This window comes from Actinomycetospora chlora, assembly GCF_039542135.1.
In the GTDB taxonomy this organism is placed as follows: Bacteria; Actinomycetota; Actinomycetes; order Mycobacteriales; family Pseudonocardiaceae; genus Actinomycetospora; species Actinomycetospora chlora.
In genome coordinates this window covers 1-25,795 of the sequence record NZ_BAABHO010000017.1, presented here as the reverse complement: position 1 = coordinate 25,795, position 25,795 = coordinate 1, and the positions used below count along the sequence as shown (strand labels likewise).

General features: G+C 76.4%; 25 protein-coding genes and 1 pseudogene. 23 read left to right on the top strand and 3 right to left on the bottom strand.

Annotation, left to right across the window (positions count from 1 at the left end; translation table 11 throughout):
• The 12 genes from ABD994_RS12545 to ABD994_RS12490 all read left to right on the top strand — a co-directional run bounded on the left by ABD994_RS12545 (position 1) and on the right by ABD994_RS12490 (position 10,847).
• Positions 1-435 carry a nuclear transport factor 2 family protein gene (locus tag ABD994_RS12545; RefSeq protein ID WP_345414727.1) on the top strand — a complete coding sequence of 145 codons (435 nt, stop codon included), beginning with the start codon at positions 1-3 and terminating at the stop codon, positions 433-435.
• Positions 432-1,091 carry an NADPH-dependent F420 reductase gene (locus tag ABD994_RS12540; RefSeq protein WP_345414725.1) on the top strand — a complete coding sequence of 220 codons (660 nt, stop codon included), beginning with the start codon at positions 432-434 and terminating at the stop codon, positions 1,089-1,091. Before ABD994_RS12545 ends, ABD994_RS12540 begins: the two co-directional genes overlap by 4 nt.
• A gap of 172 nt (positions 1,092-1,263) precedes the next feature.
• On the top strand, positions 1,264-1,776 hold the full coding sequence (locus ABD994_RS12535) for an Asp23/Gls24 family envelope stress response protein (protein WP_345414723.1): 513 nt from the start codon (positions 1,264-1,266) through the stop codon (positions 1,774-1,776).
• A complete protein-coding gene (locus tag ABD994_RS12530) occupies positions 1,773-2,108 on the top strand; it encodes a hypothetical protein (RefSeq protein ID WP_345414720.1) in 336 nt (111 codons plus the stop codon). Before ABD994_RS12535 ends, ABD994_RS12530 begins: the two co-directional genes overlap by 4 nt.
• Positions 2,109-2,141: 33 nt before the next feature.
• Positions 2,142-2,354, top strand: coding sequence for a DUF2273 domain-containing protein (locus ABD994_RS12525; RefSeq protein ID WP_345414716.1), 213 nt, complete (start codon positions 2,142-2,144; stop codon positions 2,352-2,354).
• Positions 2,351-2,722, top strand: a complete 372-nt coding sequence (locus tag ABD994_RS12520) for an Asp23/Gls24 family envelope stress response protein (RefSeq protein WP_345414713.1) — start codon at positions 2,351-2,353, stop codon at positions 2,720-2,722. The genes ABD994_RS12525 and ABD994_RS12520 overlap by 4 nt, the downstream gene beginning before the upstream one ends.
• Positions 2,719-3,282: a DUF6286 domain-containing protein gene (locus ABD994_RS12515; protein ID WP_345414709.1), complete on the top strand. Its 564-nt coding sequence runs from the start codon at positions 2,719-2,721 to the stop codon at positions 3,280-3,282. Before ABD994_RS12520 ends, ABD994_RS12515 begins: the two co-directional genes overlap by 4 nt.
• Positions 3,283-3,287: 5 nt before the next feature.
• Entirely contained in the window at positions 3,288-3,875 is a 588-nt protein-coding gene (locus ABD994_RS12510; RefSeq protein WP_345414706.1) for a hypothetical protein, read from the top strand.
• Between the two features lie 46 nt (positions 3,876-3,921).
• Positions 3,922-4,812, top strand: a complete 891-nt coding sequence (locus ABD994_RS12505; RefSeq protein WP_345414703.1) for a DUF2188 domain-containing protein — start codon at positions 3,922-3,924, stop codon at positions 4,810-4,812.
• A 45-nt stretch (positions 4,813-4,857) separates the two neighbouring features.
• Positions 4,858-5,244 (top strand): VOC family protein, encoded by a 387-nt coding sequence (locus ABD994_RS12500; RefSeq protein ID WP_345414701.1) that lies wholly within the window; start codon positions 4,858-4,860, stop codon positions 5,242-5,244.
• 88 nt (positions 5,245-5,332) lie between these two features.
• Positions 5,333-8,104 carry an ATP-binding protein gene (locus tag ABD994_RS12495; RefSeq protein WP_345414699.1) on the top strand — a complete coding sequence of 924 codons (2,772 nt, stop codon included), beginning with the start codon at positions 5,333-5,335 and terminating at the stop codon, positions 8,102-8,104.
• Positions 8,097-10,847 (top strand): AAA family ATPase, encoded by a 2,751-nt coding sequence (locus tag ABD994_RS12490; RefSeq protein ID WP_345414696.1) that lies wholly within the window; start codon positions 8,097-8,099, stop codon positions 10,845-10,847. Before ABD994_RS12495 ends, ABD994_RS12490 begins: the two co-directional genes overlap by 8 nt.
• Here ABD994_RS12490 and ABD994_RS12485 read toward each other — a convergent pair.
• On the bottom strand, positions 10,774-12,039 hold the full coding sequence (locus tag ABD994_RS12485) for an MFS transporter (protein WP_345414694.1): 1,266 nt from the start codon (positions 12,037-12,039) through the stop codon (positions 10,774-10,776). The genes ABD994_RS12490 and ABD994_RS12485 overlap by 74 nt on opposite strands.
• A 287-nt stretch (positions 12,040-12,326) precedes the next feature.
• Here ABD994_RS12485 and ABD994_RS12480 point away from each other — a divergent pair, with 287 nt between their 5' ends.
• The 7 genes and pseudogenes from ABD994_RS12480 to ABD994_RS12450 all read left to right on the top strand — a co-directional run bounded on the left by ABD994_RS12480 (position 12,327) and on the right by ABD994_RS12450 (position 19,332).
• Positions 12,327-13,892, top strand: coding sequence for a 4-hydroxyphenylacetate 3-hydroxylase family protein (locus ABD994_RS12480; RefSeq protein ID WP_345414692.1), 1,566 nt, complete (start codon positions 12,327-12,329; stop codon positions 13,890-13,892).
• The gene (locus tag ABD994_RS12475) at positions 13,889-15,280 is read left to right on the top strand and encodes an AMP-binding protein (protein ID WP_345414690.1); all 1,392 of its coding nucleotides are present in this window, start codon (positions 13,889-13,891) and stop codon (positions 15,278-15,280) included. The genes ABD994_RS12480 and ABD994_RS12475 overlap by 4 nt, the downstream gene beginning before the upstream one ends.
• A gap of 12 nt (positions 15,281-15,292) precedes the next feature.
• A pseudogene (locus ABD994_RS12470) lies at positions 15,293-15,541 on the top strand (AMP-binding enzyme); the annotation flags it as partial.
• A 31-nt stretch (positions 15,542-15,572) separates the two neighbouring features.
• A complete protein-coding gene (locus ABD994_RS12465) occupies positions 15,573-16,577 on the top strand; it encodes an aldo/keto reductase (RefSeq protein WP_345414687.1) in 1,005 nt (334 codons plus the stop codon).
• A gap of 10 nt (positions 16,578-16,587) precedes the next feature.
• Positions 16,588-17,361, top strand: a complete 774-nt coding sequence (locus ABD994_RS12460) for an SDR family oxidoreductase (protein ID WP_345414685.1) — start codon at positions 16,588-16,590, stop codon at positions 17,359-17,361.
• Between the two features lie 73 nt (positions 17,362-17,434).
• Positions 17,435-18,376 carry an AsnC family transcriptional regulator gene (locus ABD994_RS12455; RefSeq protein ID WP_345414682.1) on the top strand — a complete coding sequence of 314 codons (942 nt, stop codon included), beginning with the start codon at positions 17,435-17,437 and terminating at the stop codon, positions 18,374-18,376.
• Between the two features lie 14 nt (positions 18,377-18,390).
• Complete coding sequence (locus ABD994_RS12450; protein WP_345414680.1) at positions 18,391-19,332, top strand: helix-turn-helix domain-containing protein; 942 nt, start codon at positions 18,391-18,393, stop codon at positions 19,330-19,332.
• On the opposite strand, the gene ABD994_RS12445 is transcribed toward ABD994_RS12450, so the two are convergent.
• On the bottom strand, positions 19,271-20,980 hold the full coding sequence (locus tag ABD994_RS12445) for an FAD-dependent oxidoreductase (protein WP_345414678.1): 1,710 nt from the start codon (positions 20,978-20,980) through the stop codon (positions 19,271-19,273). The genes ABD994_RS12450 and ABD994_RS12445 overlap by 62 nt on opposite strands.
• 113 nt (positions 20,981-21,093) lie before the next feature.
• Here ABD994_RS12445 and ABD994_RS12440 point away from each other — a divergent pair, with 113 nt between their 5' ends.
• Both ABD994_RS12440 and ABD994_RS12435 read left to right on the top strand, forming a co-directional pair.
• Entirely contained in the window at positions 21,094-22,167 is a 1,074-nt protein-coding gene (locus tag ABD994_RS12440; protein WP_345414676.1) for an NAD(P)-dependent alcohol dehydrogenase, read from the top strand.
• 27 nt (positions 22,168-22,194) lie between these two features.
• The gene (locus tag ABD994_RS12435) at positions 22,195-22,464 is read left to right on the top strand and encodes a DUF2277 domain-containing protein (protein WP_345414673.1); all 270 of its coding nucleotides are present in this window, start codon (positions 22,195-22,197) and stop codon (positions 22,462-22,464) included.
• Here ABD994_RS12435 and ABD994_RS12430 read toward each other — a convergent pair whose 3' ends face one another.
• Positions 22,465-23,496 (bottom strand): class I SAM-dependent methyltransferase, encoded by a 1,032-nt coding sequence (locus ABD994_RS12430; RefSeq protein WP_345414671.1) that lies wholly within the window; start codon positions 23,494-23,496, stop codon positions 22,465-22,467. It abuts the gene before it with no gap.
• A gap of 312 nt (positions 23,497-23,808) precedes the next feature.
• Between ABD994_RS12430 and ABD994_RS12425 the strand changes: the two genes are divergently transcribed.
• A complete protein-coding gene (locus ABD994_RS12425; protein WP_345414669.1) occupies positions 23,809-24,921 on the top strand; it encodes an IS110 family transposase in 1,113 nt (370 codons plus the stop codon).
• 120 nt (positions 24,922-25,041) lie between these two features.
• Positions 25,042-25,795 (top strand): DUF222 domain-containing protein (locus tag ABD994_RS12420; RefSeq protein ID WP_345414666.1); only part of this gene is annotated, 754 nt, incomplete at its 3' end.

The following is a 25,795-nucleotide window of genomic DNA, read 5'->3' as shown; positions in this document are numbered from 1 at the left end:
GTGCGCGACCTCGGCGCGGAGGACGCCCGCAAGCAGACGGTGCGCACGGCCTTCGACGACTGGGCCGCCGGGCGCGGCGGCCCGTTCGCCCTGCTCGCCGACGACGCCACGTGGACGATCGTCGGCACCAGCCCGGTGTCGCGCACCTACGGCAGCCGCCAGGAGTTCCTCGACGTCGTCATCGACCCGTTCGACGCGCGCATGGCCACGCCGCTCGTGCCCACGGTGCGCGGGCTCTACGCGGACGGCGACTGGGTGATCGCCCTGTTCGACGCCGCCGCGACGGCGCGTGACGGCCGGCCGTACCGCAACACCTACACCTGGTATCTGCGCCTGGCCGGCGACAGGATCGTGGAGGCCGTGGCGTTCTTCGACACCCTCGAGTTCACCGACCTCTGGACCCGCGTCGCCCCGGCCGAGGGGAGCAGCTCGTGAGGATCGGCATCATCGGGGCGGGGAACATCGGGACGACGCTCACCCGACGCCTGCGCGCGCTCGGGCACGAGGTCGCGGTGGCGAACTCCCGCGGCCCGGACACCCTCGCCGCCCTCGCCGCGCGGACCGGGGCGCGGGCCGGGGAGGTGGGCGACGTCGCCCGCGACGCGGAGCTGCTGGTGGTCACCGTCCCGCAGGGCCGGGTCCCCGACCTGCCGGCGGACGCGCTGGCCGGCCTGGCCCCGGGCGCGGTCGTCGTCGACACCGGGAACTACTACCCGCAGCGCGACGGGCGCCTCGACGGGATCGAGGAGGGGACGCCCGAGAGCCGCTGGGTCGAGCAGCAGCTCGGGCACCCGGTGGTCAAGGCCTTCAACAACATCCAGGCCCAGCACCTCCTCGAGCTCGGGCGACCCGCCGGCGACCCGCAGCGCATCGCGCTGCCCGTGGCCGGGGACGACCCGGACGCGAAGGCCGTCGTCCTGCGCCTGGTGGACGACCTGGGCTTCGACCCGGTCGACGCGGGCGGCCTCGACGGGTCCTGGCGCCAGCAGCCCGGCACGCCCGTCTACGCCACCGACCGCGACGCCGCGGGGGTCCGGGACGGCCTGGCCGCCGCGAACCCCGAGCGCCGCCCGGAGTGGCGCGCGGGCTGACCGGCCCCGCCCCGTCCACCACCGTGGCCACGCTCCCCGCCGGGGGCGTGGCCACGGTCACGTGGGCCGTGGCGTGAGGATCGCCGATCGATCGTGTCCAACTCATGAGTTCGACGGACAGCGCCGTCCACCCCCGGGCGGCGCCGTGGTCCCCGTCGAGCGGGAGGACACGATGAGCACCCCGGCCACCCCCAGCCCCACCCCGCGCACAGCCGACAACGTCGCGGCCCCGTCCACCACCTCGCCGTCCCCGGCGCGCGCGACGGGACCGTCGCCGCTGGAGAGCAGCACGGGCCGCACCACCATCGCCGACGGTGTCGTCGCCAAGATCGCCGGCCTCGCCGCCCGCGAGATCCCGGGTGTGCACGGCTTCGGCAGCAGCGCCGCCCGCGCCTTCGGCGCCATCACCGAGCGCATCCCCGGCGGCCGCTCCTCCACCACCCAGGGTGTCTCGGTCGAGGTCGGCGAGCGCCAGGCCGCCGTCGACCTGACCGTCGTCGTCGAGTACGGCGTCGGCATCGCCGAGCTCGCGCGGTCGATCCGGCGCAACGTCATCTCCTCGGTCTCGCAGATGACCGGGCTCGAGGTGGTCGAGGTCAACGTCAACGTCGTCGACCTGCACCTGCCCGGCGACGACGACGGGAGCGACGACGACGCGGCCGCGACGACGGCCCGGGTCCGGTGACCCGCCCCGCCGGGCCCGGTCAGCACGTCGGCGGCGACCACGCCGTGGTCGCCGGGGTCGACGTCGACCAGGTCGCGGCGGCGGTGTGCGCGTGCCCGCTGGTCGCCGGCCTGGTCGCCGGCGACCACGGGACCGCCGCCACGCTGCTGCCCGGCCGGCGGGTGGTCGGCATCCGGATCGGCCTGCGCAGCGGCGGCCCGGCACGCATCAGCGTGACCGTCGCCGCCCGCTACGGCGCCCCGCTGTCGCGGCTGATCGACCAGGTCCGCGACGCGGTCGCGGTCCGCGCCCCCGGCCACCCCGTCGACGTCGACGTCGCCGACGTCGCCTGACCCCCCGTCCCGCTCCCGCCCCAGGAGGTCCCCGTGATCACCACCAACACCGTCCTCGGTCTCGCCGCCGGCGTGGCCCTCGGATTCGCCGGCGCCTTCGGCGGCTTCGGCGCCTTCCTCGTCGTGCTCGTCCTCGGCGGCCTCGGCCTGCTCGTCGGCCGCTGGGCCGACGGGCGGCTCGACCTCACCGAGCTCACCGAGCAGCTGCGCGGCGCCGGCTCCGATCGAGATCGGATCCGCCGATGACCGCCGCGACCGTCCCGACCACCCCCGCCGCCGAGCGCGGCGAGCTCACGATCGCCGACGGCGTCGTGGCCCGGCTCGTCGACGCGGCCGCCGGTGAGGTGGAGGGCGTCACCGTCCCCGCCGCCGGCGGCCTCCCCCTCGGGCGCCGGGCCCGTGCCCGCGTCCGGCGCGGCGAGGGCCGGCTCGACGTCGGCCTCACCCTGGACGTCACCTACCCGACGCCGGTCGCGGCGACCGCCGACGCCGTGCGCGACCACGTGGTCGCCCGCGTCCGCGAGCTCGCGGGCCTCGAGGTCGACCGCGTCGACGTCGAGGTGGCGACGCTCGTGGCGGCCGACACCCCCCGGACCGGGCGGGTGGTCGCGTGACACGCCACTCCCGCCGCACGCTCCCGGCCCTGCTCACCGCGCTCGTGCTCGTCGCGGTCGGCGCGCTGGCCGCGACCAGCGCCGTGCAGACCCTGCTCGGGCGCACCCCGCTGGTCGCGCTCGACACCGTCACCGGCGTGCTCGGCCTGCTGACCTGGCAGGCCCCCGCCGTCCTGGTCGCCGCCGGCGTCGCCGCGGTGCTCGGCCTCGTCCTGCTCGTCGCCGGGGTGGTCCCGGGGCGCACTCACGTGCTGCCGCTGGCCACCCGGCCCGCCGGCCCGGCGGACCCGCACGGCGCCGGCGTGGTCACGGGCGGCTGGCACCGCCACGACCTGGCCACGCGCCTGCGCCGGCGCGCGCTCGCCGTCGAGGGCGTCGAGCGTGCCTCCGTGCGCGTGCGCCGCAGCCGCGTCCGCGTGGCGGCCCGGACCCACCGCGCCGGCACCGCCCCGGTCCGCGAGGCACTGACCGCCGCGGTGGCGGGCGACCTCGACGCCCTCGGGCTCGCCCGTCGCCCCCGCCTGCGCGTCGGCGTCTCCTCGACCCGGAAGGAGGGCTGACCACCATGGCCCGCCGCCCCGCCACCAACCCGCCCGCCCGTCTCAACCGCTGGCTGCTGGCCCTCGCCGGGCTGGTGCTGATCGCGGCCGCCCTGCTCGTCGCGGGGATCGCGACCGGGCGCCTGCCCCTCGTCGCCGCGGACCGTCCGGTGCTCACCGCGCCGTCGCCGGTGCCGTCGTGGTGGGCGTGGGTCGCGGCCGTCGCCGGCGTCGTCGTGGCCCTGGCCGGCCTGCGCTGGCTGGTCGCCCAGGCCCGCCGGCGCCCGGCCGCCAGCACGTGGTCCGTGCCCGCCGCGGGCCCGGCCCCCGGCACCACCACCGTCCCCGGCGGGGTGGCCGCCGACGCCGTGCGGGCCGACCTGACCGCGCACCCCGCGATCGGCGACGCCGCCGTGCGGCTGGTGCGCGGCGCCCCCGACCCGGCCCTCGACGTCGAGCTCGAGCTCGACGCCACCGGCGACCCCCGCGCCGCCGTCGCGCACCTCGAGGAGCACGCCCTGCCCCGGCTGCGCACCGCGCTGGCGGTCCCCGCCCTGTCCACCCGCCTGCTGCTGCGCACCGGGCGTGCGCGCGGCACCGAGCGCGTCGCCTGACGCGCCGCCACCCCTCCCCCCAGGCCCTGACCAGGAAGGACCTCTCATGTCCGATCGCCACGTCACCCCGACCACTGACGGCTGGGCCGTCGAGAAGCCGAACGCCCAGCGCCCCAGCGCGAAGACCCCGACCCAGGCGGAGGCCGTCCAGCGCGCCGTGGAGATCGTCGCCAACGACGGTGGCGGCGAGGTCGTGGTGCACGGCAGCGACGGCGCCTTCCGGGTGTCCCGCACCGTGCCGGGCGGCGCCACCGACACCGACCGCATCGCCGCCGCCCTCGCGGCGTCCGCCACCGCCACCGGTGCCCGCGCGACGGCGACGGCCGCGGCCGGCGAGGTGTCCGACGCCGCCGGCGAGGTCGCCGACGACGCGTCGGTGACCGCGAAGAAGGTGGTGGGCGAGACGCGCACCGGCGCCGCCCGCGCGGCCGCCACCGCCGACGCGGGCGCCGCGGGCATCGGCGCGGAGATCGACGCCTACGCCCGCGGCGAGAAGGACCTCGACGCCGCCGCCGAGGACGCCGCCGCCATCGCGCGGACGACCGGCGCGCAGGTCCGCGACCAGGTCGACCGCACCGCCCGCCAGGTCGCCGGCGAGGCCCGCGCCGCGGGCCGCCGGGCCACCGCCCGCGCCGAGGACACCGCCCGCCGGGCGGGCGCGGGGCTCGCGGCCGGCGCCGACCGCGCGGCGACCCTCGGCGAGGGTCTCGGCGAGCAGGTCGAGACCGCCGCGGACCGCGTCGGGCGCCGCGTGCACACGATCACCGAGGCCGCGGCCGCGCCCCTCGACGGGCTCGCACGGGCGCTCAACCCCGTCCGGCTGACCGGGCGCGCCGTGGGACTGGTCGCCGCCGGCGGCCTGCACCTGCTCGGGGTCGGCGCCGCCCGCGGCGGCGACGCCGCCCGCCGCGGTGTGCGCCGGGCCGCCCGGCAGTAGCCGGGGCCCGACCCCGAGGACGAGCACGACCTCCAGGAGGACACCGTGACCGACCGGAACGAAGGCTCCGGGGTGCGGCTGCGCCCGATGGTGCACGTCGCGGACCTGGCCGCCTCCCTCGCGTTCTACGAGCTGCTCGGCGCCCGCGTGGTCGACGGCAGCCGGGACGTCGACCGGGTGGTGATGGAGATCGGGGACGCGCGGCTCGGGCTGCTGGCCCACCCGCCCTACCCCGACCAGTGCCAGAACGCGGTCGAGCTGGGCTTCGAGTCCACCGACCCCCTCGAGGAGGTCGAGGCCCGGCTGCGGGCGCGCGGCGCCACGATCACCCGGCCCCCGAGCGACCGGGCGTCCGGGCGCCGCCTCCAGCTGGTCAGCCCGGACGGGCTCCTGCTCACCATCGACGAGCTGGACCCCCTCCTCCCCGACTGACGGGCGAGGGGGTGCGTGCCGGGATCGCGCTCACCTACGGTGTGTGCCGGAAGGGGGCGCACATGGCCGGCGAGCGTCGACGAGGTCGGTGACCCTCACGGCCGCGCACGGCGCGGCGACCAGCCCGCCGCTCCTCGGCCGCGAGCCCGAGCGTGCTGCGCTCGACGCCCTGGTCCGGGCGGTCCGGGGCGGGCAGGGCCGCGCCGTGGTCCTGGCCGGGGAGCCCGGCATCGGCAAGTCCGCGCTCGTCGACGACCTCGCCCACCGCGCGGAGGGCGACGTGCGCGTCCTGCGGGTGACCGGGGTGCAGGCCGAGATGGAGCTGCCCTTCGCGGGGCTCCACCAGCTGCTCGGCGGGGTGTCCGACCGGGCCGAGCGGCTCCCGCCGCCCCAGCGGGCGGCCCTGCTCGGGGCGCTCGGGCTCGGCGACCACCCGGCCAACCCGCTGCTGGTGGCGCTCGCCGTGCTGGGCGTGCTGTCCGACCTCTCGACCGACGCGCCGCTGCTGTGCGTCGTCGACGACGCGCAGTGGCTCGACCGCGAGTCGGTCCGGGCGCTGTCCTTCACGGCACGCCGGCTCCGGGCCGAGGCGGTCGGCCTCGTGTTCGCCGCCCGGGAGGTCGGCCCCGAGCTCGCCGGGCTGCCCCTGGTCACGGTCACCGGGCTGCGCACCGCGGACGCCGGCGCCCTGCTCGACCGTGCGGTGGCCGCGCCCCTCGACCCGGCGGTCCGGCACCTGCTGGTGACCGAGACGCGCGGCAACCCCCTCGCGCTGCTCGAGCTGTCGCGAGGCGTGTCCGCCACCGACCTCGGCGGCGGGTTCGGCCTCCCGGGCGCGGCGCCGCTCGCCGAGCACCTCGAGGCCGGCTACCGCCGCCGGCTCGTCGCGCTGCCCGCGGACTCGCGGCAGCTCGTCGTGGTCGCCGCGGCCGACGTCGTCGGGGACCCGACCGTGCTGTGGCAGGCCGCCGACCACCTGGGCCTGCCCCACGAGGCCCTCTCCCCCGCGGTGGCCGCCGGCCTGCTGACGGTGGGCGCCCGCGTCGAGTTCCGCCACCCGCTGGCGCGGTCCGCGATCTACCGCGGCGCGGACGACGAGGCCCGGCGCCGCGCCCACGGCGCCCTGGCCGCGGTCACCGATCCCGACCAGGACCCCGACCGGCGGGCCTGGCACGCCGCCCAGGCCGTCGTCGGGCCCGACGAGGCCGCCGCGGCCGCCCTGGAACGCTCCGCCCGGCGCGCCGAGGCCCGCGGGGGCGTCGCCGCCGCCGCGACCTTCCTCGACCGCGCGGCCGTCCTCACCGCCGACCCGGCCCGTCGCGTCCGGCGGCTGATCGAGGCCGCCGCCCTGCTGCGGGACGCGGGCGCGCTCGACCGCGCCCTCGTGCTGCTCGACGCGGCCGAGGCCGGGCCGGTGAGCGAGGAGCAGGCCGCGGCGATCGTCCTCGCCCGCGGCGTCATCGCCCTGGGCCGCCACCACGGCAGCGACGGCGTCCGACTCCTCGTCACCGCCGCGCACCGGCTCCGGACCGGCAGCCAGGCGCACGCCACCCTGCTCGAGGCGGTCATGGCGGCGATGTTCGTCCTGGAGGAGGACCAGAAGGCCGACCTGGTCGGCGCCGCGAGGATTCTCGACGACGTCGACCCCGACAGCACGCTCGACCTGCTCCTCGAGGCCCGTCTCGCCCGCGTCACCCACGGCTTCACCGCCGCCGCCCCGGCGCTGCGCCGCGCCCTCGATGCAGCGGTGGCCGACGCCCGGGCTCCCGACCCGCCCATGGTGTCGTCGCTGGCCACGCTGTGGGGGATCCTCTCGCTGCCCAACGAGCTCTGGGACGCCCCCGCGCGGCGGCTGCTCATCACCACCCACATCGACGTCGCGCGCAGCCACGGCGCGCTGACCCTCCTGCACGGTGCGCTCGCCCACCGCCCCCTGCTGAAGGTCGCCGAGGGCGACGTCGACGGTGCCCGGCTCGCCGTGGAGGAGGGGCAGTCGATCGCCCAGGCCTCGGGCGCTGCCCCGTGGGTGCAGACCCGGCTGATGGTCGCCGCCTGGGCCGGGGACGAGGACGAGACGCGCCGGCTCGCCCGGGCGGTGCGCGGGGACGGCGCGGGGCCGCCCGGCGCCTCGATGGGATCGCTCGACACCCTCCTCGCCGACTACGCCGAGACGGTCCTCGACAACGCCGCGGGCCGGGCGGACGCGGCGTTGCGTCGGGTCGTCCCGCTCTTCGAGCGCGACTTCTTCGCGATGGGCCCGTGGATCCTCCCGGAGCTGGTCGACGCCGCCGCCCAGACGGGGGCGACCGCGGAGCTCGTGCGCGCACGGGACTGGATGGAGCAGCAGGTGGCGGCCGCGCCGACCCCCTGGTCGATCGGTCTCGCCGAGCGGGTCCGGGCCCTGACCACCGACGGTGACGCGGCCGGGGAGCACTTCCGGCTCTCGATCGACCACCTCCTCGCGGCGTCGGTGACGGCCGAGGTGGCGCGGTCGCACCTGCTGTGCGGCGAGTGGCTGCGCCGGCGGGGAGCGCGCGCGGACGCCCGCCACCACCTGCGGCAGGCCGAACAGGCCTACCTCGCCATGGGCGCCGGCGCGTTCGCGGCGCGGGCGACCCGGGCGCTGCGCGCGACCGGTGCCGCCGCGGTCGTCGCCGAGGCCGGCGACCGGGCCCTGACCGCCCAGGAGCGCGGCGTGGCCCGGCTCGCCGCGGACGGTCTGACGAACCCCGAGATCGGCGCCCGCCTCTACCTCAGCCCCCGCACCGTGCAGTACCACCTGCGCAAGGTCTTCTCCAAGCTCGGCATCGGCTCGCGGCACGAGCTGGCCGGGGCGCTCGGGCCCCCGGACGATGCCTGAGCCGGGCGGGACGCGCCTGATCGGCCGTGCCGCCGAGCAGCGCGCCGTGGACGCCGTGCTGGACGCGGTCCGCGGAGCCCGCGGCCGGGCCCTGGTGCTCCTCGGGGAGCCCGGGATCGGCAAGAGCGCCCTGCTGGACCACGCCGCCGCGACGGCCGCCGCGAGCGGGGTGCGGGTGCTGCGGGTGACCGGCATCCAGTCGGAGATGGAGCTGGCGTTCGCCGGGCTGCACCAGCTGCTCGGTCCCGAGGTCGCCCGCGTCGACCGGTTGCCCGCGCCGCGGCGCGCCGCGCTGCGCGTGGTCCTCGGGCTCGACGACGGCGAGCCCCCGGACCGTCTGATGGTCGCGCTCGGCGCCCTCGACCTGCTGCGGGCGCTCGCGGCCGACCGGCCCGTGGTGTGCCTCGTCGACGACGTCCAGTGGCTCGACCAGGACACGGTGTCGGTCCTGTCGTCGATGGCGCGGCGCTGGGCGACCGATCCGGTGGGTGCCGTCGTCGCGTCGCGGGACGCGGTGCCCGAGCTGGACGGGCTGCCGCGGCTCGAGGTGCGGGGCCTCGCCACGCCCGACGCGCTCACCCTGCTCGACGGTGCGCTGCGGGCGCCGCTCGACGACGCCGTGCGCCGCCAGATGGTCGCCGAGACCGCGGGCAACCCCCTGGCGCTGCTGGAGCTCCCCCGCGGCATGGACCCCGCGGAGCTCGCCGGCGGCTTCGCCCTGCCCGGCGTGACGCCGCTGTCGGATCGGATCGAGGAGAGCTACCGCCGCCGCCTCGCCGAGCTGCCCGTGTCCGCCCGGACGCTGCTCCTGCTCGCGGCCGCCGACCCCGTCGGCGAGCCGGCGCTGCTGCGGGCGGCGGCGGCGTGCCTCGGGCTCGGCCCGCAGGCGATCGTCCCGGCGGTGGAGGAGCAGCTGCTCGAGATCGGCCCGCGGGTGCGGTTCACCCATCCCCTGGCCCGCTCCGCGATCTACCGCGGGGCGTCACCGGAGCAGCGCCGTCTCGTCCACCTCGCGCTCGAGGAGGTGACCGACCCGGACACCGACCCGGACCGCCGTGCCTGGCACCGCGCGCAGGCGGTCGTCGGGCCGGACGACGAGACCGCGCGCCAGCTCGAGCGGTCGTCCCGCCGGGCCCGGTCCCGCGGCGGGCTCGCCGCCGCCACCGCGTTCCTGGAGCGCGCCGCGTCGCTGAGCCCCGCCCGCCGGGCCCGCGCGGACCGCCTGGTCGCCGCGGCGGAGCTCGCCCGGGAGGCGGGTGACGACGACCGGGCCCTCGCCCTCCTCGACGCCGCCGGGGACGACGCCCTCGACGCCGACCAGGCCGCCCGGGCCGCCCTCCTGCGCGGCCGGGTCGCGCAGGAGCGCACCACCGGCCCGGACGCCGTGCACCTGCTCGCCGACGCCGCCCGTCGGCTGGCGGCGTGCGGCCTGCCCGCCGCGCACGACGCGGTGCTCGACGCCGTCGTCACCGCGACGTGGACCGCCGCGCCGGGGCGGGCCGCGCTGGTCCGGGAGGCGACGTCGGTCCTCGGGGACGACCGGCCCGGCCCGGCCGGTCCGGCGACCGACCTCCTGGTCGCGGGCCTGCGGGCGCGCGGCCTCGAGGGTCCCGACGCCGCGCTGCCGCTGCTGCGCCGCGCCCTCGACGCCCTCCTGGCCGACCCCGGCACGGTGGCCGCGTCGGGCCCCTCCTGGTCGGCCCTCTGGCTCGCCGACGAGCTCTGGGACGCCGCCGCGGGCACGACGCTGTTCGACCGCGTCGCCGGGCCGGCCCGCCGCGAGGGCGCCCTCGGGGTGCTGCGCCGCCTCTACCGCGCGCACGTCCGGCACCTCGTGCTCGTCGAGGACGTCCACGCGGCCCGGCGGACCCTCGACGAGGGCCGGGCGCTCGCCCCCACCGACCCGGCCTCCTTCGCCGAGGTCGAGCTGATCGTCACCGCCTGGGCCGGGGAGCACGACACCGCGTCCCGGCTCGCCGCGGAGCTCCGGCGGCCCGGCGCCGGGCCCCGCACCCGGGTCTGGGTGGCGTACGCGGACGCCGTCGCCGGCAACGCCCGCGGTGACGCCGAGGGCGCCCACCGGGCGATCGCGCCCGTGTTCCGCGACGACTGGTTCTCCCTCGGCCCGATGGTGCTCCCCGAGCTGGCCGACGCGGCGGCGCGGACCGGCCACGCCGCGGACCTCGCCGCCGCCGAGGCGTGGGCGGACGAGCGCGCCCGCCTCACCGCGACCCCGTGGAGCCTCGGTGTCGCCGAGCGCGTGCGGGCCCTGCGCCGCGACGGCGACGGGGCGCGCGCGCACTACGAGCGCTCGGTGGAGCACCTCTCGCGGGTGCGAGGACGCACCGAGCTGGCCCGCACGCACCTGGCGTATGGCGAGTGGCTGCGCCGGCGGCGCAGCCGGGCCGAGGCGCGGGACCACCTGGGCCGGGCGGCCCGGCTGTTCACCGAGACCGGGGCGGCGGGGTTCGCCGAGCGCGCGGCGCGCGAGCTCCGGGCGGTCGGCGACCACGGGTCCGGGCGCCCGGGCGGCACGCTGACACCGCAGGAGGCCGAGGTCGCCGCCCTGGCCGCGGACGGGCTGACCAACCCCCAGATCGCGACGCGGCTGTCGCTGAGTGCCCGGACCGTCCAGCACCACCTCCGCAACGCCTACGCCAAGCTCGGCATCAGCTCGCGGACCCAGCTCGGGCGGGCCCTCGGGGAGCCGCGGGCCGCGGCGGGGGGAAGCGCGGCACGGTGAGGGCGAACAGCACGAGCCCGGCCAGGGTCAGGACGAGGCCGGCCCAGGCGGTGGACAGGGTGCCGAGCCCGATGCCCAGCACGATCGAGCCGCCGATCGCGCCCAGCGCGTTCGCGAGGTTGAGCGCGGCGAGGTTCACCGCCCCCATCAGGGTGGGTGCCTCGGGCGCGTAGCTGGTGAGCAGCACCTGGATGGTCGGGATGGCCATCATCATCGTCGCCCCGACGAAGAACAGGGCCGGCAGCAGCACGGCCAGGCTGGACCCCCCGAGGGCGATGACCACCAGGAACACCAGCACGAGGGCGTAGCCGGACACCAGGCCGCGGTAGGCGAAGCGGTCGGCCAGCCGGCCGCCGACCTGGTTGCCCACCGCCATGCCGAGCCCGAAGACGCCGAGCGCGATCGGGATGAGCGCGGGGCTCGAGCCGGTGGCGTCGGTGATGTACGGGGCGATGAAGGTGTAGACGGCGAAGATGCTCGAGATGCCGAGCCCGGCGACGGCCGTCACCACCCACACCATGGGCCGGCGCAGGGCACCGAGCTCCTGGGCGACCGAGCTGCCGGCCAGCGCGTCGGTGCGCGGCACCCACGCCATCAGCGCGGCCCCCGCGAGCAGGGCGATCACCACGACCACCAGGTACATCGCCCGCCACCCCGCGAGCTGCCCGACGAACGTGCCCAGCGGTGAGCCGATGATCGTCGCGACGGTGAGGCCGCCCATGACGGTGGCGAACGCGCGGCCGCCGTTGCCGGGCCCGTAGACGTACGCGGCCACCACCGCGCCCGCGCCGAAGTAGGCGCCCTGCACGGTGCCCGTGACGAAACGCGCGGCGATGAGCATGCCGAGGCTCGCGGACAGCGCCGACAGCACGTTGCCGACGACGAACAGGCCCACCAGGAACAGCAGCAGGTTGCGGCGGTTGTAGCGCGCGGCGACGACGGTGATCACCGGCGAGCCGATCATCACGCCCACCGCGTACGCCGTCACCGCGTAGGTCGCGAGCGGGAGCGAGACCTCCAGGTCGGAGGCGAAGAGCTGGATGATGCCGTTGCTGCCGAACTCCCCCGTGCCGATCGCGAACGTGCCCAGCGCCAGCGCGAACAGCGTCAGTCCCGGTCGCGGGCCGGCGCGGGACGCGTCGTGGCGGTGCTCCTCGGCCTCGCACTGGGACCGGTAGGCGGCGGTGTGCATGGCGGGAGGGTCGGGGTCCGCGCGCGGCGCCCGCATCCGCCGGTGGCCGGTCCGACCGGCCGGTGGTCGCCGGGTCCGGTCGGGGTGCCCGCCGGCCCCCGCCGGCCGGCGCCCGCGTGGTGCACGTTCCGCGCGCCCGACGGCCCGCCGCGGGACGGAACGGCCGCGGCGGCGCGCCCGGGTGCGCGAACCGGTCGCCGCGCAGGGCGACCGCTGGACCGGCCGCGCCCCGCCGCAGTCGACTTCCTCGCCGAGGACAGCAGCCGGACCACGGAGGGGGCACCACCATGCTCGACACGGAGCGCGTCCCGAGGATCGAGACCGGTGACGCCTATCGCGAGAGCCTGCGCGGGCGGGGTCTCGACGTCTGGTACATGGGCGAGCGCATCGCCGAGCCCGTCGACCACCCGGTGATCCGGCCCTCGGTGAACGCCGTCGCCGCGACCTACGACCTGGCCCGGTCGCACCCCGAGCTCGCCACGGTCGTCTCCCCCTTCACCGGCCAGCGGGTCAGCCGGTTCCTCAACATCTGCACGAGCGCCGACGACCTGGTGCTGCAGAACAAGATGCAGCGCAAGCTCGGCCAGCTCACCGGCACCTGCTTCCAGCGCTGCGTGGGCATGGACGCGTTCAACGCCCTCTACTCGGTGACCTACGAGATCGACGAGGCCCACGGCACGGGCTACCACGAGCGACTCCGGGCGTTCCTGACGCGGATGCACGAGGGGAACCTCGTGGTCGGCGGCGCGATGACCGACGCCAAGGGCGACCGGTCGCTGCCGCCGCACCGCCAGCCCGAGCCGGAGGTGTTCCTGCGGGTCACCCGCCGCACCGCCGAGGGCGTCCACGTCAGCGGCGCGAAGGCGCACCAGACCGGCTGCGTGAACTCGCACTGGATGGTCGTCATGCCGACCATGCGGATGACGCCCGACGACCGCGACTTCGCGGTGGTCGGCGCCGTGCCGGTCGACGCGCCGGGCATCACCTACGTCTACGGCCGACAGTCCTGCGACACCCGCAGCGCCGAGCCGGGGACGATGGACCAGGGCAACGCCGCGTACGCGGGCCAGGAGGCGCTGGTCGTCTTCGAGGACGTCTTCGTGCCGAACGAGCTGCTGTTCATGGACGGCGAGACCGAGTTCGCCTCGATGCTCGTCGAGCGCTTCACCACGTACCACCGCCGCAGCTACGTCTGCAAGACCGGCGTCGGCGACGTGCTCATCGGCGCCGCGGCCCAGGCGGCGGCCGACAACGGCGTGGACGGCAGCTCCCACGTCAAGGACAAGCTCGTCGAGATGACCCACCTCAACGAGACGGTCTACGGCGCGGGCATCGCCGCGAGCCACCAGGGCCGGCCGACCCGGTCGGGCGCGTACCTGTGCGACGACATGCTCGCCAACGTCTGCAAGCACCACGTCACGAAGGTCCCCTACGAGCTCGGGCGCATCGCCCAGGACCTCGCCGGCGGTCTGGTCGTCACGATGCCCTCGGAGCTCGACCTGCAGCACGGCGAGATCGGCGCGCTGCTGCACCGCATCCTGCAGGGCCGCGCGGACGTCGACACCGAGGAGCGGCTGCGGATCCTGCGGCTCATCGAGAACATGACGCTCGGGCGCAACGCCGTCGGGTACCTCACCGAGTCGCTGCACGGCGCGGGCTCGCCCCAGTCGCAGCGCGTCCAGATCGGGCGCGGGATGCAGCTCGACCTCAAGCGGGGCCTGGCCCGCACCCTGGCCGGGATCGTGGACCCGCCCGGCGAGCCCGACGAGGCCGGCGGCGCCGACGACTACCTGACGCGCGTCTTCGCCGCGCCCGGGACCGTGCCCGGGACCATGCCGGGGAGCGCATCGTGAACGGGCTCATGATGGACCGCCAGCTGCTGCTGAGCTCGCTGCTGTGGCGCACCGAGCGGCTCTTCGGCGACAAGCGGATCCACACCCGGCTCGACGACGGCGGGTACCACTCGTACACCTACCGCGAGTACGGGCAGCGGGTGCGCCGGCTCGCCAACGCGCTGTGGCGCCTCGGGGTCCGGCACGGCGACCGCGTGGGCACGCTGGGCTGGAACCACCACCGCCACCTGGAGACCTACTTCGCGGTGCCCGCCACCGGCGCCGTCCTGCACACCGTGAACCTGCGCCTGTTCCGCGAGCAGCAGCGCTTCACGATCGACCACGTCGGCGACTCGGTGCTCTTCGTCGACCCCGACCAGATCCCCGTCGTCGAGGAGCTCGTCGAGCTGGGGATCCCCACCGTGCGGGCCTTCGTGGTGATGGGCGACGGCCCGGTGCCCGAGACGTCGCTCGCGCCGGTCCACTCCTACGAGGAGCTGCTCGCCGCGGAGTCCGACGACTACGAGTACCCGGAGTTCGACGAGCACGAGGCGGCCGCCATCTGCTTCACCTCGGCGACCACGGGCGACCCGAAGGGCGTGGTCTACAGCCACCGCGCGATGGTCCTGCAGGCCCTGTGCCTGGGCCTGACCGACGACCTGGGCCTGCGCGAGGACCAGGTGTGGCTCGAGGTCGCCCCGATGTTCCACGTCAACGGCTGGAACATCCCCCACGCCGCCCTGCTGCAGGGCGCCACCCTCGTCCTGCCCGGCGTGCACCCGAAGCCGACCGACCTCGTCGCCGCCGTCGAGGACCTGGGGGTCACGGGGATCAACGCCGCGGTCACGGTCGGCACCCTGCTGCGCGACGCCGTCGAGGAGTCCGACCGCGACCACGACCTCTCCACGCTGCGCACGATGTGGCTGGGCGGCCAGGCCCCGTCGACGGCGATCATGCAGTGGTGGGGCGAGCGCGGCACCACCATCACCCAGGGCTGGGGGATGACGGAGAACAGCCCGCAGATCTGCTTCTCCGGCGTGAAGAGCACCCTGCGCGCGACCGCCGACGAGGACGACCTGCGCGCCCTGCGGCAGAAGCAGGGGCTGCCGCTGCCCCTCGTCCAGATCCGGGTGGTCGGCGAGGACGGCAGCGAGCAGCCGTGGGACGGCGAGAGCGTGGGCGACCTGTGGGTCCGCTCCCCGTTCACGGCCAGCGCCTACTTCGCCGACGAGCGGACGGCCGAGAGCATGGTCGACGGCTGGTTCCGCACGGGCGACATCGGCGCCGTCGACGCCGACGGCTACGTGGTGCTCAAGGACCGCGCGAAGGACCTCATCAAGTCCGGCGGCGAGTGGATCTCCTCGATCGACCTGGAGAACGCGCTCATGGCGCACCCGGACGTCCGGTAGGCCACCGTCGTCAACATCCCCGACGAGAAGTGGCTCGAGCGGCCCCTGGCCTGCGTCGTGCCCCGCAACGGTTCCCTCACCGAGGAGGACCTCAAGACCCATCTCGCGCAGGACTTCGCGAAGTGGTCCATCCCCGACCGCTTCGTGTTCGTCGCGGAGATCCCCAAGAGCGGGGTCGGGAAGTACGACAAGAAGGCCGTGCGCGCGCTCCACGCCGAGGGCGGCGACGAGGCCATCCGGTCCACGCTCGGCACGCCGTGACGTGGGCGGACGACACCAGAGAGGTCCGACCGTGACCGTGACGCTCCCCGCCCGCATCGGGCTCGGCACCGCCCCGCTGGGCAACATGTTCCGCGACGTCGGTGAGGACGAGGCGGACGCCGTCCTCGAGGCCGCCTGGGACGCCGGTGTGCGCTACTACGACACCGCGCCCTTCTACGGGATGGGGCTGGCCGAGCAGCGCCTCGGCCGGCTCCTCTCGGCCCGTCCCCGGGACTCGTTCACGCTCTCCACCAAGGTCGGCCGCGTCATCACCGACGACCGGCGCGAGATCGGGTCCAGCGACGAAATCTTCGCGCACGGCCGGCCGAACGACTTCGTCTACGACTACAGCGCCGACGGCGTGCAGCGCTCGCTCGACGACAGCCTCGAGCGCCTCGGCGTCGACAGCGTGGACATCGTCTACGTGCACGACATCGCCCAGGACTTCCACGGCGACGGCTGGCTCGGCGCGTTCGAGAGCGCCCGCACCGGCGCGTTCCGTGCCCTCACGCGGCTGCGCGAGGAGGGCGTCATCGCCGGGTGGGGCATCGGCACCAACCGGGTGGCGCCGCTGGAGCTGGCCCTCGGGCTGGAGGAGGCGACCCCGGACGTCTTCCTCGTCGCGGGCAGCTACAGCCTCCTGGACCACGCGGCCGCGCTGGACCGGCTGATGCCGCAGGCGGCCGCGCAGGGCGTCCAGGTCGTGATCGGTGCGCCCTACAGCTCCGGGCTCCTGGCCGGGGGCGACCACTTCGAGTACGCCCCGGCCTCGGACGTCGCGACGGCGCGCGCCCGGCTGATCGCCGCCGTCGCCGCGGCCCACGGCGTCGGGGTGAAGGCCGCGGCCCTGCAGTTCTCCCTGGCCCACCCGGCATCGCGGGTCGTGATCCCTGGGACGACCCGACCCGAGCGCGTGCCGGAGGACAGCCGGGCGCTGGCCGAGGAGGTGCCGGCCGCGTTCTGGGCCGACCTGCGCCGCGAGGGCCTCGTCGACCCGCGCGCGCCGCTGCCGCAGGGCGCGGGGGCGGCCTCCTAGGCTGCCGGGTATGGACCTGGGTCTCGCCGGCCGGGCGGCGCTGGTGTGCGCCTCCACCTCCGGTCTCGGCCGCGCCACCGCCGCGGCGCTGGCGCGGGACGGCGCGCGCGTCGTCGTCTCGGGCCGGTCCGCCGACCGGGCGCGGGAGGTGGCCGACGGGCTGCCGGGCGCGATGGGCATCGGCGCCGACCTGGTCGCGCCGGGCGGCGCCGAGGAGCTGTTCGCGGCCACCGTCGACCAGGTCGGATCACCCGACATCCTGGTGCTCAACGGGCCCGGCCCGCCGCCGGGCACCGCCCGCGACGTCGACGCCGACGGCATCCGCAGCGCGATCGACACCCTCGTCGTCCCGCACCAGGTCCTCCTGGAGCTGGCCCTGCCCGAGATGGTCCGCCGCGGGTGGGGCCGGGTGCTGAGCATCAGCTCCACCAGCATCGAGGCGCCGATCCCCGGCCTCGGGCTGTCGAACCTGGCGCGGGCGGCGCTGGCCGGGCACCTCAAGACCCTGGCGACGGAGGTGGCGGCCTCCGGGGTCACGGTCAACTCGCTGCTGCCCGGCCGCATCGCCACCCCGCGCGCCGAGCAGATCGACACGGCGGTCGCCGAGCGCACCGGCCGCCCCCGTGAGGACGTCGAGGCCGACGTCCGCGCGACGATCCCCGTCGGCCGCTACGGCGACCCCGACGAGTTCGGCGCCGCCGCCGCGTTCCTGTGCAGCGTCCCGGCCGCCTACATCACCGGCACCGCGCTGCGCTGCGACGGAGGCATGGTGCCGACCCTCTGACCGGCCGGCCGGCGCGGACGCACCGGCCGGTGGCGGATGCCGGCAGGAGGTCCGCGGGCCGATCCTCACGGGCATGACGCCGCCACCGCCGACGCTGCGGGACCGGCGCCTGCTCGCCGCCCTGCAGTGCGACGGGCGGCTCCCCGCCGAGCACGTGGCGTCGGTCCTGGGGATCCCGGCCGCGACGGTGCGCCGCCGCTGGTCGGCAATGGCGCAGGCCGGTGTGCTCCACGTCGTGGCCGCCCCGGCCGGCGGGTGGGGTCCGGGCGCCGCGGTCGTCCGGGTCCGGGTCGCCCGCGGCGACCGGCGCGCCGCGGCGGGCCGGTTCCTCGCCCGCCCGGACGCCCAGCAGGTCGACGTCGGGGACGAGGACGTCACCGTGGTGATCGGCGCGGCGGCGCCGGACGAGCCCCCGCGCACCGCGGGCGGGATGCGCTCGACGGTGCTGCACAGCCACGTCAGCCCGTGGCAGTGGCGCCTCGGGGTCCTCGACGCCGAGGAGCGGGCGGGACTGACGCCCCCGCCGCCGGCGCCGGGCCCGCCCCCCGACGAGCTCGACGACCGCCTCCTGCAGCTGCTGCGGTGGGACGGGCGGGCGTCCGCGGCCGCGCTGGCCACACGGACCGGCATCTCGGAGTCGGCGGCCCGGCGCCGCGTGCGGCGCCTCACGAGCACCGGCCTCCTGCACACCCAGGCCGTCGTCGACCCGGCGCTGGTCGGGCTGCCGCTGTGCGCCCGGTTCTGGGCGCGGGCCGCCCCCGGCCGGCTCGCGGAGACCGGCCGCGCGCTCGCCGGGCACCCGTGGGTGACGACCGCCCACGTCACCACCGGCACGGTCAACGTCCAGCTCACGGTGCGCGCGCCCGACATCCGCGCGCTCTACGGGTTCATCGCCGACGACCTGGGCGCGCTCGACGTCGAGCTCGTCGAGTCGGCGCTGGTCCGCTCGCTGGAGCCGCGCCTGGTGCGGGCGGCGTCGCGCCCACCCGCGCCCGTCCCGAGCCCGGCGGCCTGAGGCGGTGGTCTGAGGTGGCGGCCCCCGCGCCCCTGCGGGCCTCGCTGCGGATCACCGCGCCGACGCGGGAGGAGGCGCTGCGGCACCTGCGCGACTGGCGCCCGCCGATGCTCGCCCACTGCCGGGACCTCGCCCTGCCGCCGTACGCCGGGCGCCGCGAGTTCCGCTTCGAGACCGACGGCTGCGTGCTCGGCGACCTCACGTGCGCCCGCCAGCGCACCGACCGCGTCACGGGCGTCTCGGGCAACGGCGCCGGGCGCGACCCCGTCGTCGTGCAGTACGTCCTCGCCGGACGGGTGTGGTTCTCCGGCCCGAGCACCTTCTCGATCGGGCCCGGTCAGCTGGCCGTGCGCGACACCGCGCGGCCGTGGCGGTTCTGGTCCGCGCACGCCACCGTCACGCGGTGGCTGCTCGTGCCGCGGGCGGTGCTGCTGGGCCACCGGCACGGCGCGCTCCCCCCGTGCCACGTCGAGGACGACACCCCCGACGTGCGCTTCCTCGTGTCCTACCTCGAGATGCTCACCGGCACGGTGGCGCTGTCGGACGAGGGCGCCCGGGCCGCGCAGGACGCCACCCTGAGCCTGCTCGCCGGGGTGCTCGCCGGGCGGCCGGGGGCGGAGGCCCACGAGCACGCCCGCGCGACCGTCGTGCTGGCCCGGCGGTTCATCGACCGCCACCTGCGCGACCGCGACGTCACCCCCGCCCTGCTCGCCCGCCAGCTGGGCGTCTCGCCGCGCACGCTGCACCGGTCGTTCTCCTCCGAGGGCGACTCGGTGATGGGCTACGTGCGCCGGCGGCGCCTGCACGAGGCACGCCGCGAGCTGGTGACGGCGGGCGCGTCGGCCCGCGTCGCGGACGTCGCCGCCCGGTGGCGCTTCGCGGACTCCAGCCACTTCACCCGGCAGTTCCGCGGGACGTACGGGACGACGCCGGCGGCGTTCCTGCGGAGTCTGTGAGGTGGCGGTGCACGGCGGAGACGACGACGGCTCCGTCGCCGACGGCCGACGCGACCCGCTTCACCGAGCCGGCGCGCACGTCGCCGACGGCGAACACCCCGGGCACGCTGGTGGCGAACGGGTCGGCGGGTGAGCCGTCGGCGGTCCGGGCCACGGCCGGCCCGACGCGCACGAAGCCGTGGTCGTCGAGCTCCAGGCAGCCCTGCAGCCACCCGGTGTTCGGCTCGCCGCCCACCATGAGGAACACCGCGGCCGTCGTGATCGTGGTCGAGGACCCCGTGCGGCGGTCGGTGACGCGGACGCGCTCCAGGCGCCGGTCGCCCTCGAGCGCGGTGATCTCGGTGCAGGGATGGACCGTGACGTCCTCGGACGCCTCGAGGCGCCGTGACAGGTACTCCGACATGCCCGCCGAGAGCCCCGGACCGCGCACGAGGACGTGGACGTGCGCCGCGTGCCGGGACAGGTACATGGCCGCCTGACCCGCGGAGTTCGCCCCGCCGACCACCACCGCCTCCTCCCCGGCACACAGCGCCGCCTCCAGCGCCGAGGCCGCATAGTGGACGCCGGCGCCCTCGAAGCGGTCCAGCTCGGGCAGGTCGGGCCGGCGGTAGTGGGCGCCGGTCGCGACCACCACCGTCCGCGCCGCGACGACGTCACCGTCGGCGAGGTGCAGCACGAAGGGCGAGCCGGAGCAGTCGAGCCGCGCCACCCGGCGCGGCAGCACGATCCGGGCCCCGAACTTGTGGGCCTGCACCTGTGCGGAGCGGGCGAGCTCGTGCCCGCTGAGCCCGAGCGGGAAGCCCGGGTAGTTCTCGATCAGCGAGGAGCGCCCGGCCTGGCCGCCGGGCGCCTCGCGCTCGAGCACGACCGTCGCCAGCCCTTCGGACGCGGCGTAGACCGCGGCGGCCAGGCCGGCCGGACCGGCGCCGACCACCGCGACGTCCGCTACCCCGAGGTCGTCGAGCGGCTCGTCCAGGCCGATGCGCTCCGCGACGGCACCGATCGTCGGGGCCTCCAGGTACTCGCCGCGTCGGTGGACGACCACCGGCATCCGCGCCGAGCGGTCGACCCCGAGGGCGGCTAGCTCCGCCGCCGCGCCCGTCGCCGCCGGGTCGAGGACGCGCGTGGGCTGGTCGTTGCGCTGCAGGAAGCGCAGGAGGGCCAGCGTCGCCGGGTCCGCCGGCGGTCCGGCCACCACCACGGTGCCCTGGGCACGCGCGATGTAGCCGAGCCGCCGGGCCTGGAACGCGCCCAGCACCACCCGGCCCAGCTCCGGCTCGTCGGCCATCGCGCGGCGCAGCTGGGCCCGCCGGAGCCGGACGACGCGGGTGGGCGCGACCGTGACCGTGCCGACCAGCGAGCCCTGGCCGTTCAGCAGGGCCAGCTCGCCGGTGAACTGCCCGTCCCGGTAGACGGTGACGACCTCCGGTGTCGCCGCACCGGGCTCCTGGCGGACCTCGATGGCCCCGTGCAGCACGAGGAAGAAGTCGAACGCGCGGTCGCCGCGCCGGTAGAGCACGACGTCCGGGTCGACGTCCTCCACGGTGCCGTACCGCCGCACGTGCGCCACCTGCCCGGCGGACAGGCGGGGATGGGCCCCTGCATCGAGCCCGGCGTCGTGCTCGTCGGTGTCCCCGTCGTCGGTCACGGACCGGACGGTAGGGCCGCGGGGCGGGCGCGCCGGCGGATCGGCGCGGACGTCCCGCTCCGGTGGCACGCGGATCCAATGCGGGCGCGCGATCGCCTCCTAGCGTCGGCGTCATGCAGATGCGGGCAGCACGGATGCACGGTTACCGCGAGCCGCTGCGGCTCGAGGAGGTGCCGGTGCCCCGCCCCGGCCGGGACGAGGTGCTGGTCAAGGTGGCGGCGACGGGGATGTGCCGCAGCGACTACCAGCTGCTCGACGGCTACTTCCGCGACGGCCTGCCGATGGAGCTGCCCGCGATCCCGGGCCACGAGGTGGCGGGTCGGGTGGCCGAGACCGGCGCCGACGTCCCCGACGCCGCCGGTCTCGCGGAGGGCGAGCTCGTGGTCGTCGACGCCAACTGGGGCGACGGCACGTGCCGGCAGTGCCACGAGGGCAACGAGCAGCTCTGCACCGGCGACGGCGCCCTGCTGGGCTTCGGGCCGCCCGGCGGGTTCGCCGAGTACGTCGTCGTGCCGTACCGGCACCTCGTCCGCATCCCCGGCACCGACGTCCCGGCGCCGTCGGCGCTGGCGCCCCTGACCGACGCCGGGCTCACGCCGTACCGCGGGATGAAGAAGCTGCGCGACGCGGGCAAGCTCGGCGCGGGCCGCACCGTCGTCGTCAACGGCATCGGCGGGCTGGGCAGCTACGGGGTGCAGTACGCGAAGCTCCTCGGCGGCGGGGCGACGGTCGTCGCCTTCGGCCGCACCGACGAGAAGCTGGCGGTCGCCACCGACCGCGGCGCCGACCACGTCGTCAACACCCGTGACCGGTCGGTGGAGGAGGTCCGGGACGAGCTCGAGCGGCTCACCGGGGAGCGCTCGGTGCACGCCGTCCTGGACTGCGCCGGCGCCGAGGAGTCCACCTCCATGGCGTTCTCGCTGCTGGCCGCGGAGGGTGCGCTCGCGTGCGTGGGCCTCATGGGCGAGCGCATCACCGTCCCGCAGTTCCCGTCGGTCGCCACCGAGCTGTCCTACTTCGGCTCCTTCTGGGGCAATCACAACGATCTCACCGAGGTCCTCGCGCTCGCCGCGGCCGGCCACGTGCAGCACACCGTGACCGAGGTGAAGTTCGACGACGTCAACGAGAACCTCGAGGCCCTGGGCCGGGGCGACGTCGTCGGTCGTCAGGTCATCGTCTGGGACTGATCGACGGGGTGCGGCACGATCGCGGGCATGTGCCGCAACATCCGGGTCCTGCACAACTTCGAGCCCCCGGCCACCGACCACGAGGTGCACGAGGCCGCCCTGCAGTTCGTCCGCAAGATCAGCGGAGCGGCGAAGCCCTCGAAGGCCAACGAGGACGCGTTCGCCCGCGCCGTCGCCGAGATCACGGCGAGCACCCGCACCCTGCTCGACGAGCTGGTGACCACCGCACCCCCGAAGGACCGCGAGGTCGAGGCGCAGAAGGCCCGCGAGCGGGCCCGCGAGCGCTACGCCCGCTGATCAGCCGGGCTTCGCGATCGCCATCACGGCGAGCCGCCAGGCGAACCACGGCCCCGGCGGCTGCGCGGCGATCGCCCGGGCGAGGTGGCCGTCGAACAGCTCGGTGGCCACGGTGGCGCGCCGGTCGGGGTCGAGGTCCTGGAGCAGGGACGGGCCGAACGACACGCGCAGCGCCGCGCCCACCGCGGCGGGGTAGGCGTCGGGCCCGCTCTGTTGCCACAGCGGATCGCCGAGGTCGACGAACCGCAGCTCCTCGAGGGCCAGGCCACAGCCCTCGGTGAACGGGGCCTGCCACTCGGCGGCGGTGCGGTACCAGGCCGGGATCACCATTGCGGCCCGCTCGGCGGCGGTGACGACCCCGCGCTCGACCAAGGCGTCCAGGCCCCGCGCCACCTCGTCCATCGCGCGCTCCGCCCCGGAGCGGCGCTCCCGCCCGTCACCGTGCGCGGCACCCACGACCACGACGAGCCGGGCGCCCGGCTGCATCTCCGCGGCCCGTGCCGCGAGGAACGCCCGCCAGTCCGCGGCGCCGGCGCGGGCCCAGACGTCGTCCTGGTCCGGGCTCGCCGAGGTGAACCAGAAGCCGTCGAGCGGGCCCGGGACGGCGCTCAGCCAGTGGACGGCGATCGAGCTCCAGCCCAGGCCCACCGACGCGTCGGGGAGCAGCTGCTCGTAGAACGACCGTCCGACCGCGGCCGTGTGGACGCCGGGGCGCCGGTAGGTGCCGGGGTCGTCGGCGACGACCCGGAAGAGCGACGCGAAGTCGTTGTCGGGCAGGTCCGTGTGGATCACCCAGACCGGCTGGTCCGCGCCGCGCGTCTCGCGGATCGCGGTCACGGCGGCGGTCATCGGGGCCAGCGAGTTGCGGCCCTCCGAGGCCCCGTAGTCGGCCACCGTGACCGTCCCCGCCGGCCCGATGGGGGCGCTGCTCGCCGCGGCCCGGAGCAGGTCGAGGGCGTACGTCGCGGACGCCGCCTGCGCCGACGCGTGCTCGTTGTACCGGCCGCCGCCCTCCATCGCCGTGGACGTCACGGCAGCAGAGGAACACACGGCTGCTCTCCATGTCGATCTGTGAAGGTGCTGCTCAGCGGTTCCGGTCTGGTCCGCTGCCAGGATCGGGGTCGGTGGACCCGGGTGGCTCGATGTTGATCTGGCCGTCGTCAGACGTGCCTTGCGAGAGACCTGTCCCCGGGTGCGCCGGCGCCGGCCTGGCCCACTCACTGGCCTGATAGAAGCCTGTCCCGCCCCTGCTGACACCAGGGTCGTGGCCCGTCACAGATTTGCCGTGTGTGACTCCACCCAGGCCGGCGCCGTCCCGAACCCTCGAGTTGGACGGAGCCCGGTATGACGATGGTGGCAGACCCCGCGCGTGAGCGGGTCGAACCGCGAGGACGGGCCGACGAGCTCGCCATCGACGCGGTGCTGGGCGCCGACACGCACCGCGACACCCACAGTCTGGAGCTGCTCTCGGTGCGCGGCGCCAGCCTGGCCCGCATCGCGGTGGCCAACACCGCCGAGGGACATGCCGAGGCGCTGGCCTGGGTGGCCGCTCACGTCCCGACCCTGCAGGTGCTGGCCGGGGTCGAGGGCACGCGCAGCTACGGAGCCGGGCTGAGCCGGGCGCTGGGCGCCGGCGGGGTGCAGGTCTTCGAGGTCGAGCAGCCCACCCGGCGGGCTCGACGCCGCGGCAAGTCCGACACCATCGACGCCCGGCTGGCCGCCCGCCAGGTCCTCGAGGCTCTCGAGAACGGCAACCTGGCCGCCCTGGCGACCCCACGCGCCGACGGGGACCGGGAGGCGCTGCCCATCTTGCTGCGCGCCCGCGACGAACTCGCCGTGGGCAAGACCCGAGCGGTCAACCAACTGCGCGCTCTGCTGGTCACCGGCAGCGACACCGACCGCACGCTCAACCCGCGCCGCTGGTTCACCACCACCGACCTCGAGACGATCATCCGCCGCCGCGCTCGACGCGGTGAGACCCGCGAGCAGGCCGTGCGCCGCAGCGAGGCCCGTCGCCTAGCCACCCGCATCCGCGACCTCGAGCGCGACATCACCACCAACAACCGCGCCCTGCGCGAGATCGTCACCGACCTCGTCCCCGGCCTGCTCGAACGCCACGGCATCGGCCCGGTCAGCGCCGCCCAGATCATCGTGTCCTGGTCGCATCCCGGACGCTGCCGCAACGAGGCCGCGTTCGCCGTGCTGGCCGGGGCCAGCCCACTCGACGCCTCCAGCGGCCGGCAGGAACGCCACCGCTTCAACCCCGGCGGCGACCGCGCCCTCAACCGCGCCCTGCACACCATCGCAGTCGCCCGCTGGAAGACCTGCCCACGCACCCAGGCCTACATCACGCGCCGACGCGCTACCGGCAAGACCAACCCCGAAATCCGCCGCTGCCTCAAGCGCTACATCGCCCGAGAAGTCCACAAGGCCCTCAGCCAGGCCCACACTCCTTGACAACCCATAGAAGCGTCTCTCGAGAGTGTCAGGGATGGTGACCGTTCCGTGACCTCTCCTGGTCCCGCTCGGGCCGTTCTCGGGCCGGGACTGTCGGGGGGCGGGGCTAGCGTCCTGTTCGTGAGCATCGGCCAGGATCAGCGCCTCGCGGTGGCTGCGGTCCTGGACGGTCTGGGTCCGGGTCCGGAGCTCGACGCGGTGTTGGAGGAGCTGTCGGCGGCGGCGCTGTCGGGCGAGGACCTCGCAGCGTTCCTGCGCGCGTGTGCTCGTCAGCAGGCCCGCGCGGAGTCCCGGACGTTGACGGCGATGCACCACCTGGGTCGGGCCCGGGCGGGCTCGACGGAGCGGTACTCGGGTTGTGACGAGTTCTCCGGCGACGAGGTCGCGGCGGTGCTGTGCTGGTCGCGGTCGATGGCCACCCGCAAGCTCGGACTCGCTGACGATCTCGAGACGCGCCTCCCCGCGGTCGGTCAGGCGGTGTGGGAGGGCCGGCTGGACGTGGCCCGGGCGTCCCGGTTGTGTGAGTGGACGCGCGACGTCCCCGACGACCTCGCCCGCCATGTCGGTGACGTGCTGCTGCCCGTCGCCGCAGGAATGACGGTGGGGGAGCTGATCGACCGCATCGAGCAGGTCGTCATCGAGCTCGACCCGGACTGGGCCGCACGCCGGGAAGCGCGGGCGCGGCGCAACGGGCGGTTGATCCTGCAGGCGAACCCGTCGGGCACGGCGACCTTGTCGCTGGTGGATGTGGCCGCGACGTCGGGGTTGGCGATGCGCGACCGGGTCGACGCCCTGACCGCCGCGATCCGCGGGCTCGGGGTGCTGACCCCGATCGGGACGTTGCGCAAGGAGGTGGCCGAGCGGCTGCTCGACG

What these genes read in the sequence shown, in the direction of transcription:
- ABD994_RS12535 (WP_345414723.1), top strand. Translation starts at nt 1,264, where the DNA reads ATGAGCACCCCGGCCACCCCCAGCCCCACCCCGCGCACAGCCGACAAC.
- ABD994_RS12520 (WP_345414713.1), top strand. Translation starts at nt 2,351, where the DNA reads ATGACCGCCGCGACCGTCCCGACCACCCCCGCCGCCGAGCGCGGCGAG.
- ABD994_RS12510 (WP_345414706.1), top strand. Translation starts at nt 3,288, where the DNA reads ATGGCCCGCCGCCCCGCCACCAACCCGCCCGCCCGTCTCAACCGCTGG.
- ABD994_RS12505 (WP_345414703.1), top strand. Translation starts at nt 3,922, where the DNA reads ATGTCCGATCGCCACGTCACCCCGACCACTGACGGCTGGGCCGTCGAG.
- ABD994_RS12490 (WP_345414696.1), top strand. Translation starts at nt 8,097, where the DNA reads ATGCCTGAGCCGGGCGGGACGCGCCTGATCGGCCGTGCCGCCGAGCAG.
- ABD994_RS12485 (WP_345414694.1), bottom strand. Translation starts at nt 12,039, where the DNA reads ATGCACACCGCCGCCTACCGGTCCCAGTGCGAGGCCGAGGAGCACCGC.
- ABD994_RS12480 (WP_345414692.1), top strand. Translation starts at nt 12,327, where the DNA reads ATGCTCGACACGGAGCGCGTCCCGAGGATCGAGACCGGTGACGCCTAT.
- ABD994_RS12460 (WP_345414685.1), top strand. Translation starts at nt 16,588, where the DNA reads ATGGACCTGGGTCTCGCCGGCCGGGCGGCGCTGGTGTGCGCCTCCACC.
- ABD994_RS12455 (WP_345414682.1), top strand. Translation starts at nt 17,435, where the DNA reads ATGACGCCGCCACCGCCGACGCTGCGGGACCGGCGCCTGCTCGCCGCC.
- ABD994_RS12440 (WP_345414676.1), top strand. Translation starts at nt 21,094, where the DNA reads ATGCAGATGCGGGCAGCACGGATGCACGGTTACCGCGAGCCGCTGCGG.
- ABD994_RS12435 (WP_345414673.1), top strand. Translation starts at nt 22,195, where the DNA reads ATGTGCCGCAACATCCGGGTCCTGCACAACTTCGAGCCCCCGGCCACC.
- ABD994_RS12425 (WP_345414669.1), top strand. Translation starts at nt 23,809, where the DNA reads ATGACGATGGTGGCAGACCCCGCGCGTGAGCGGGTCGAACCGCGAGGA.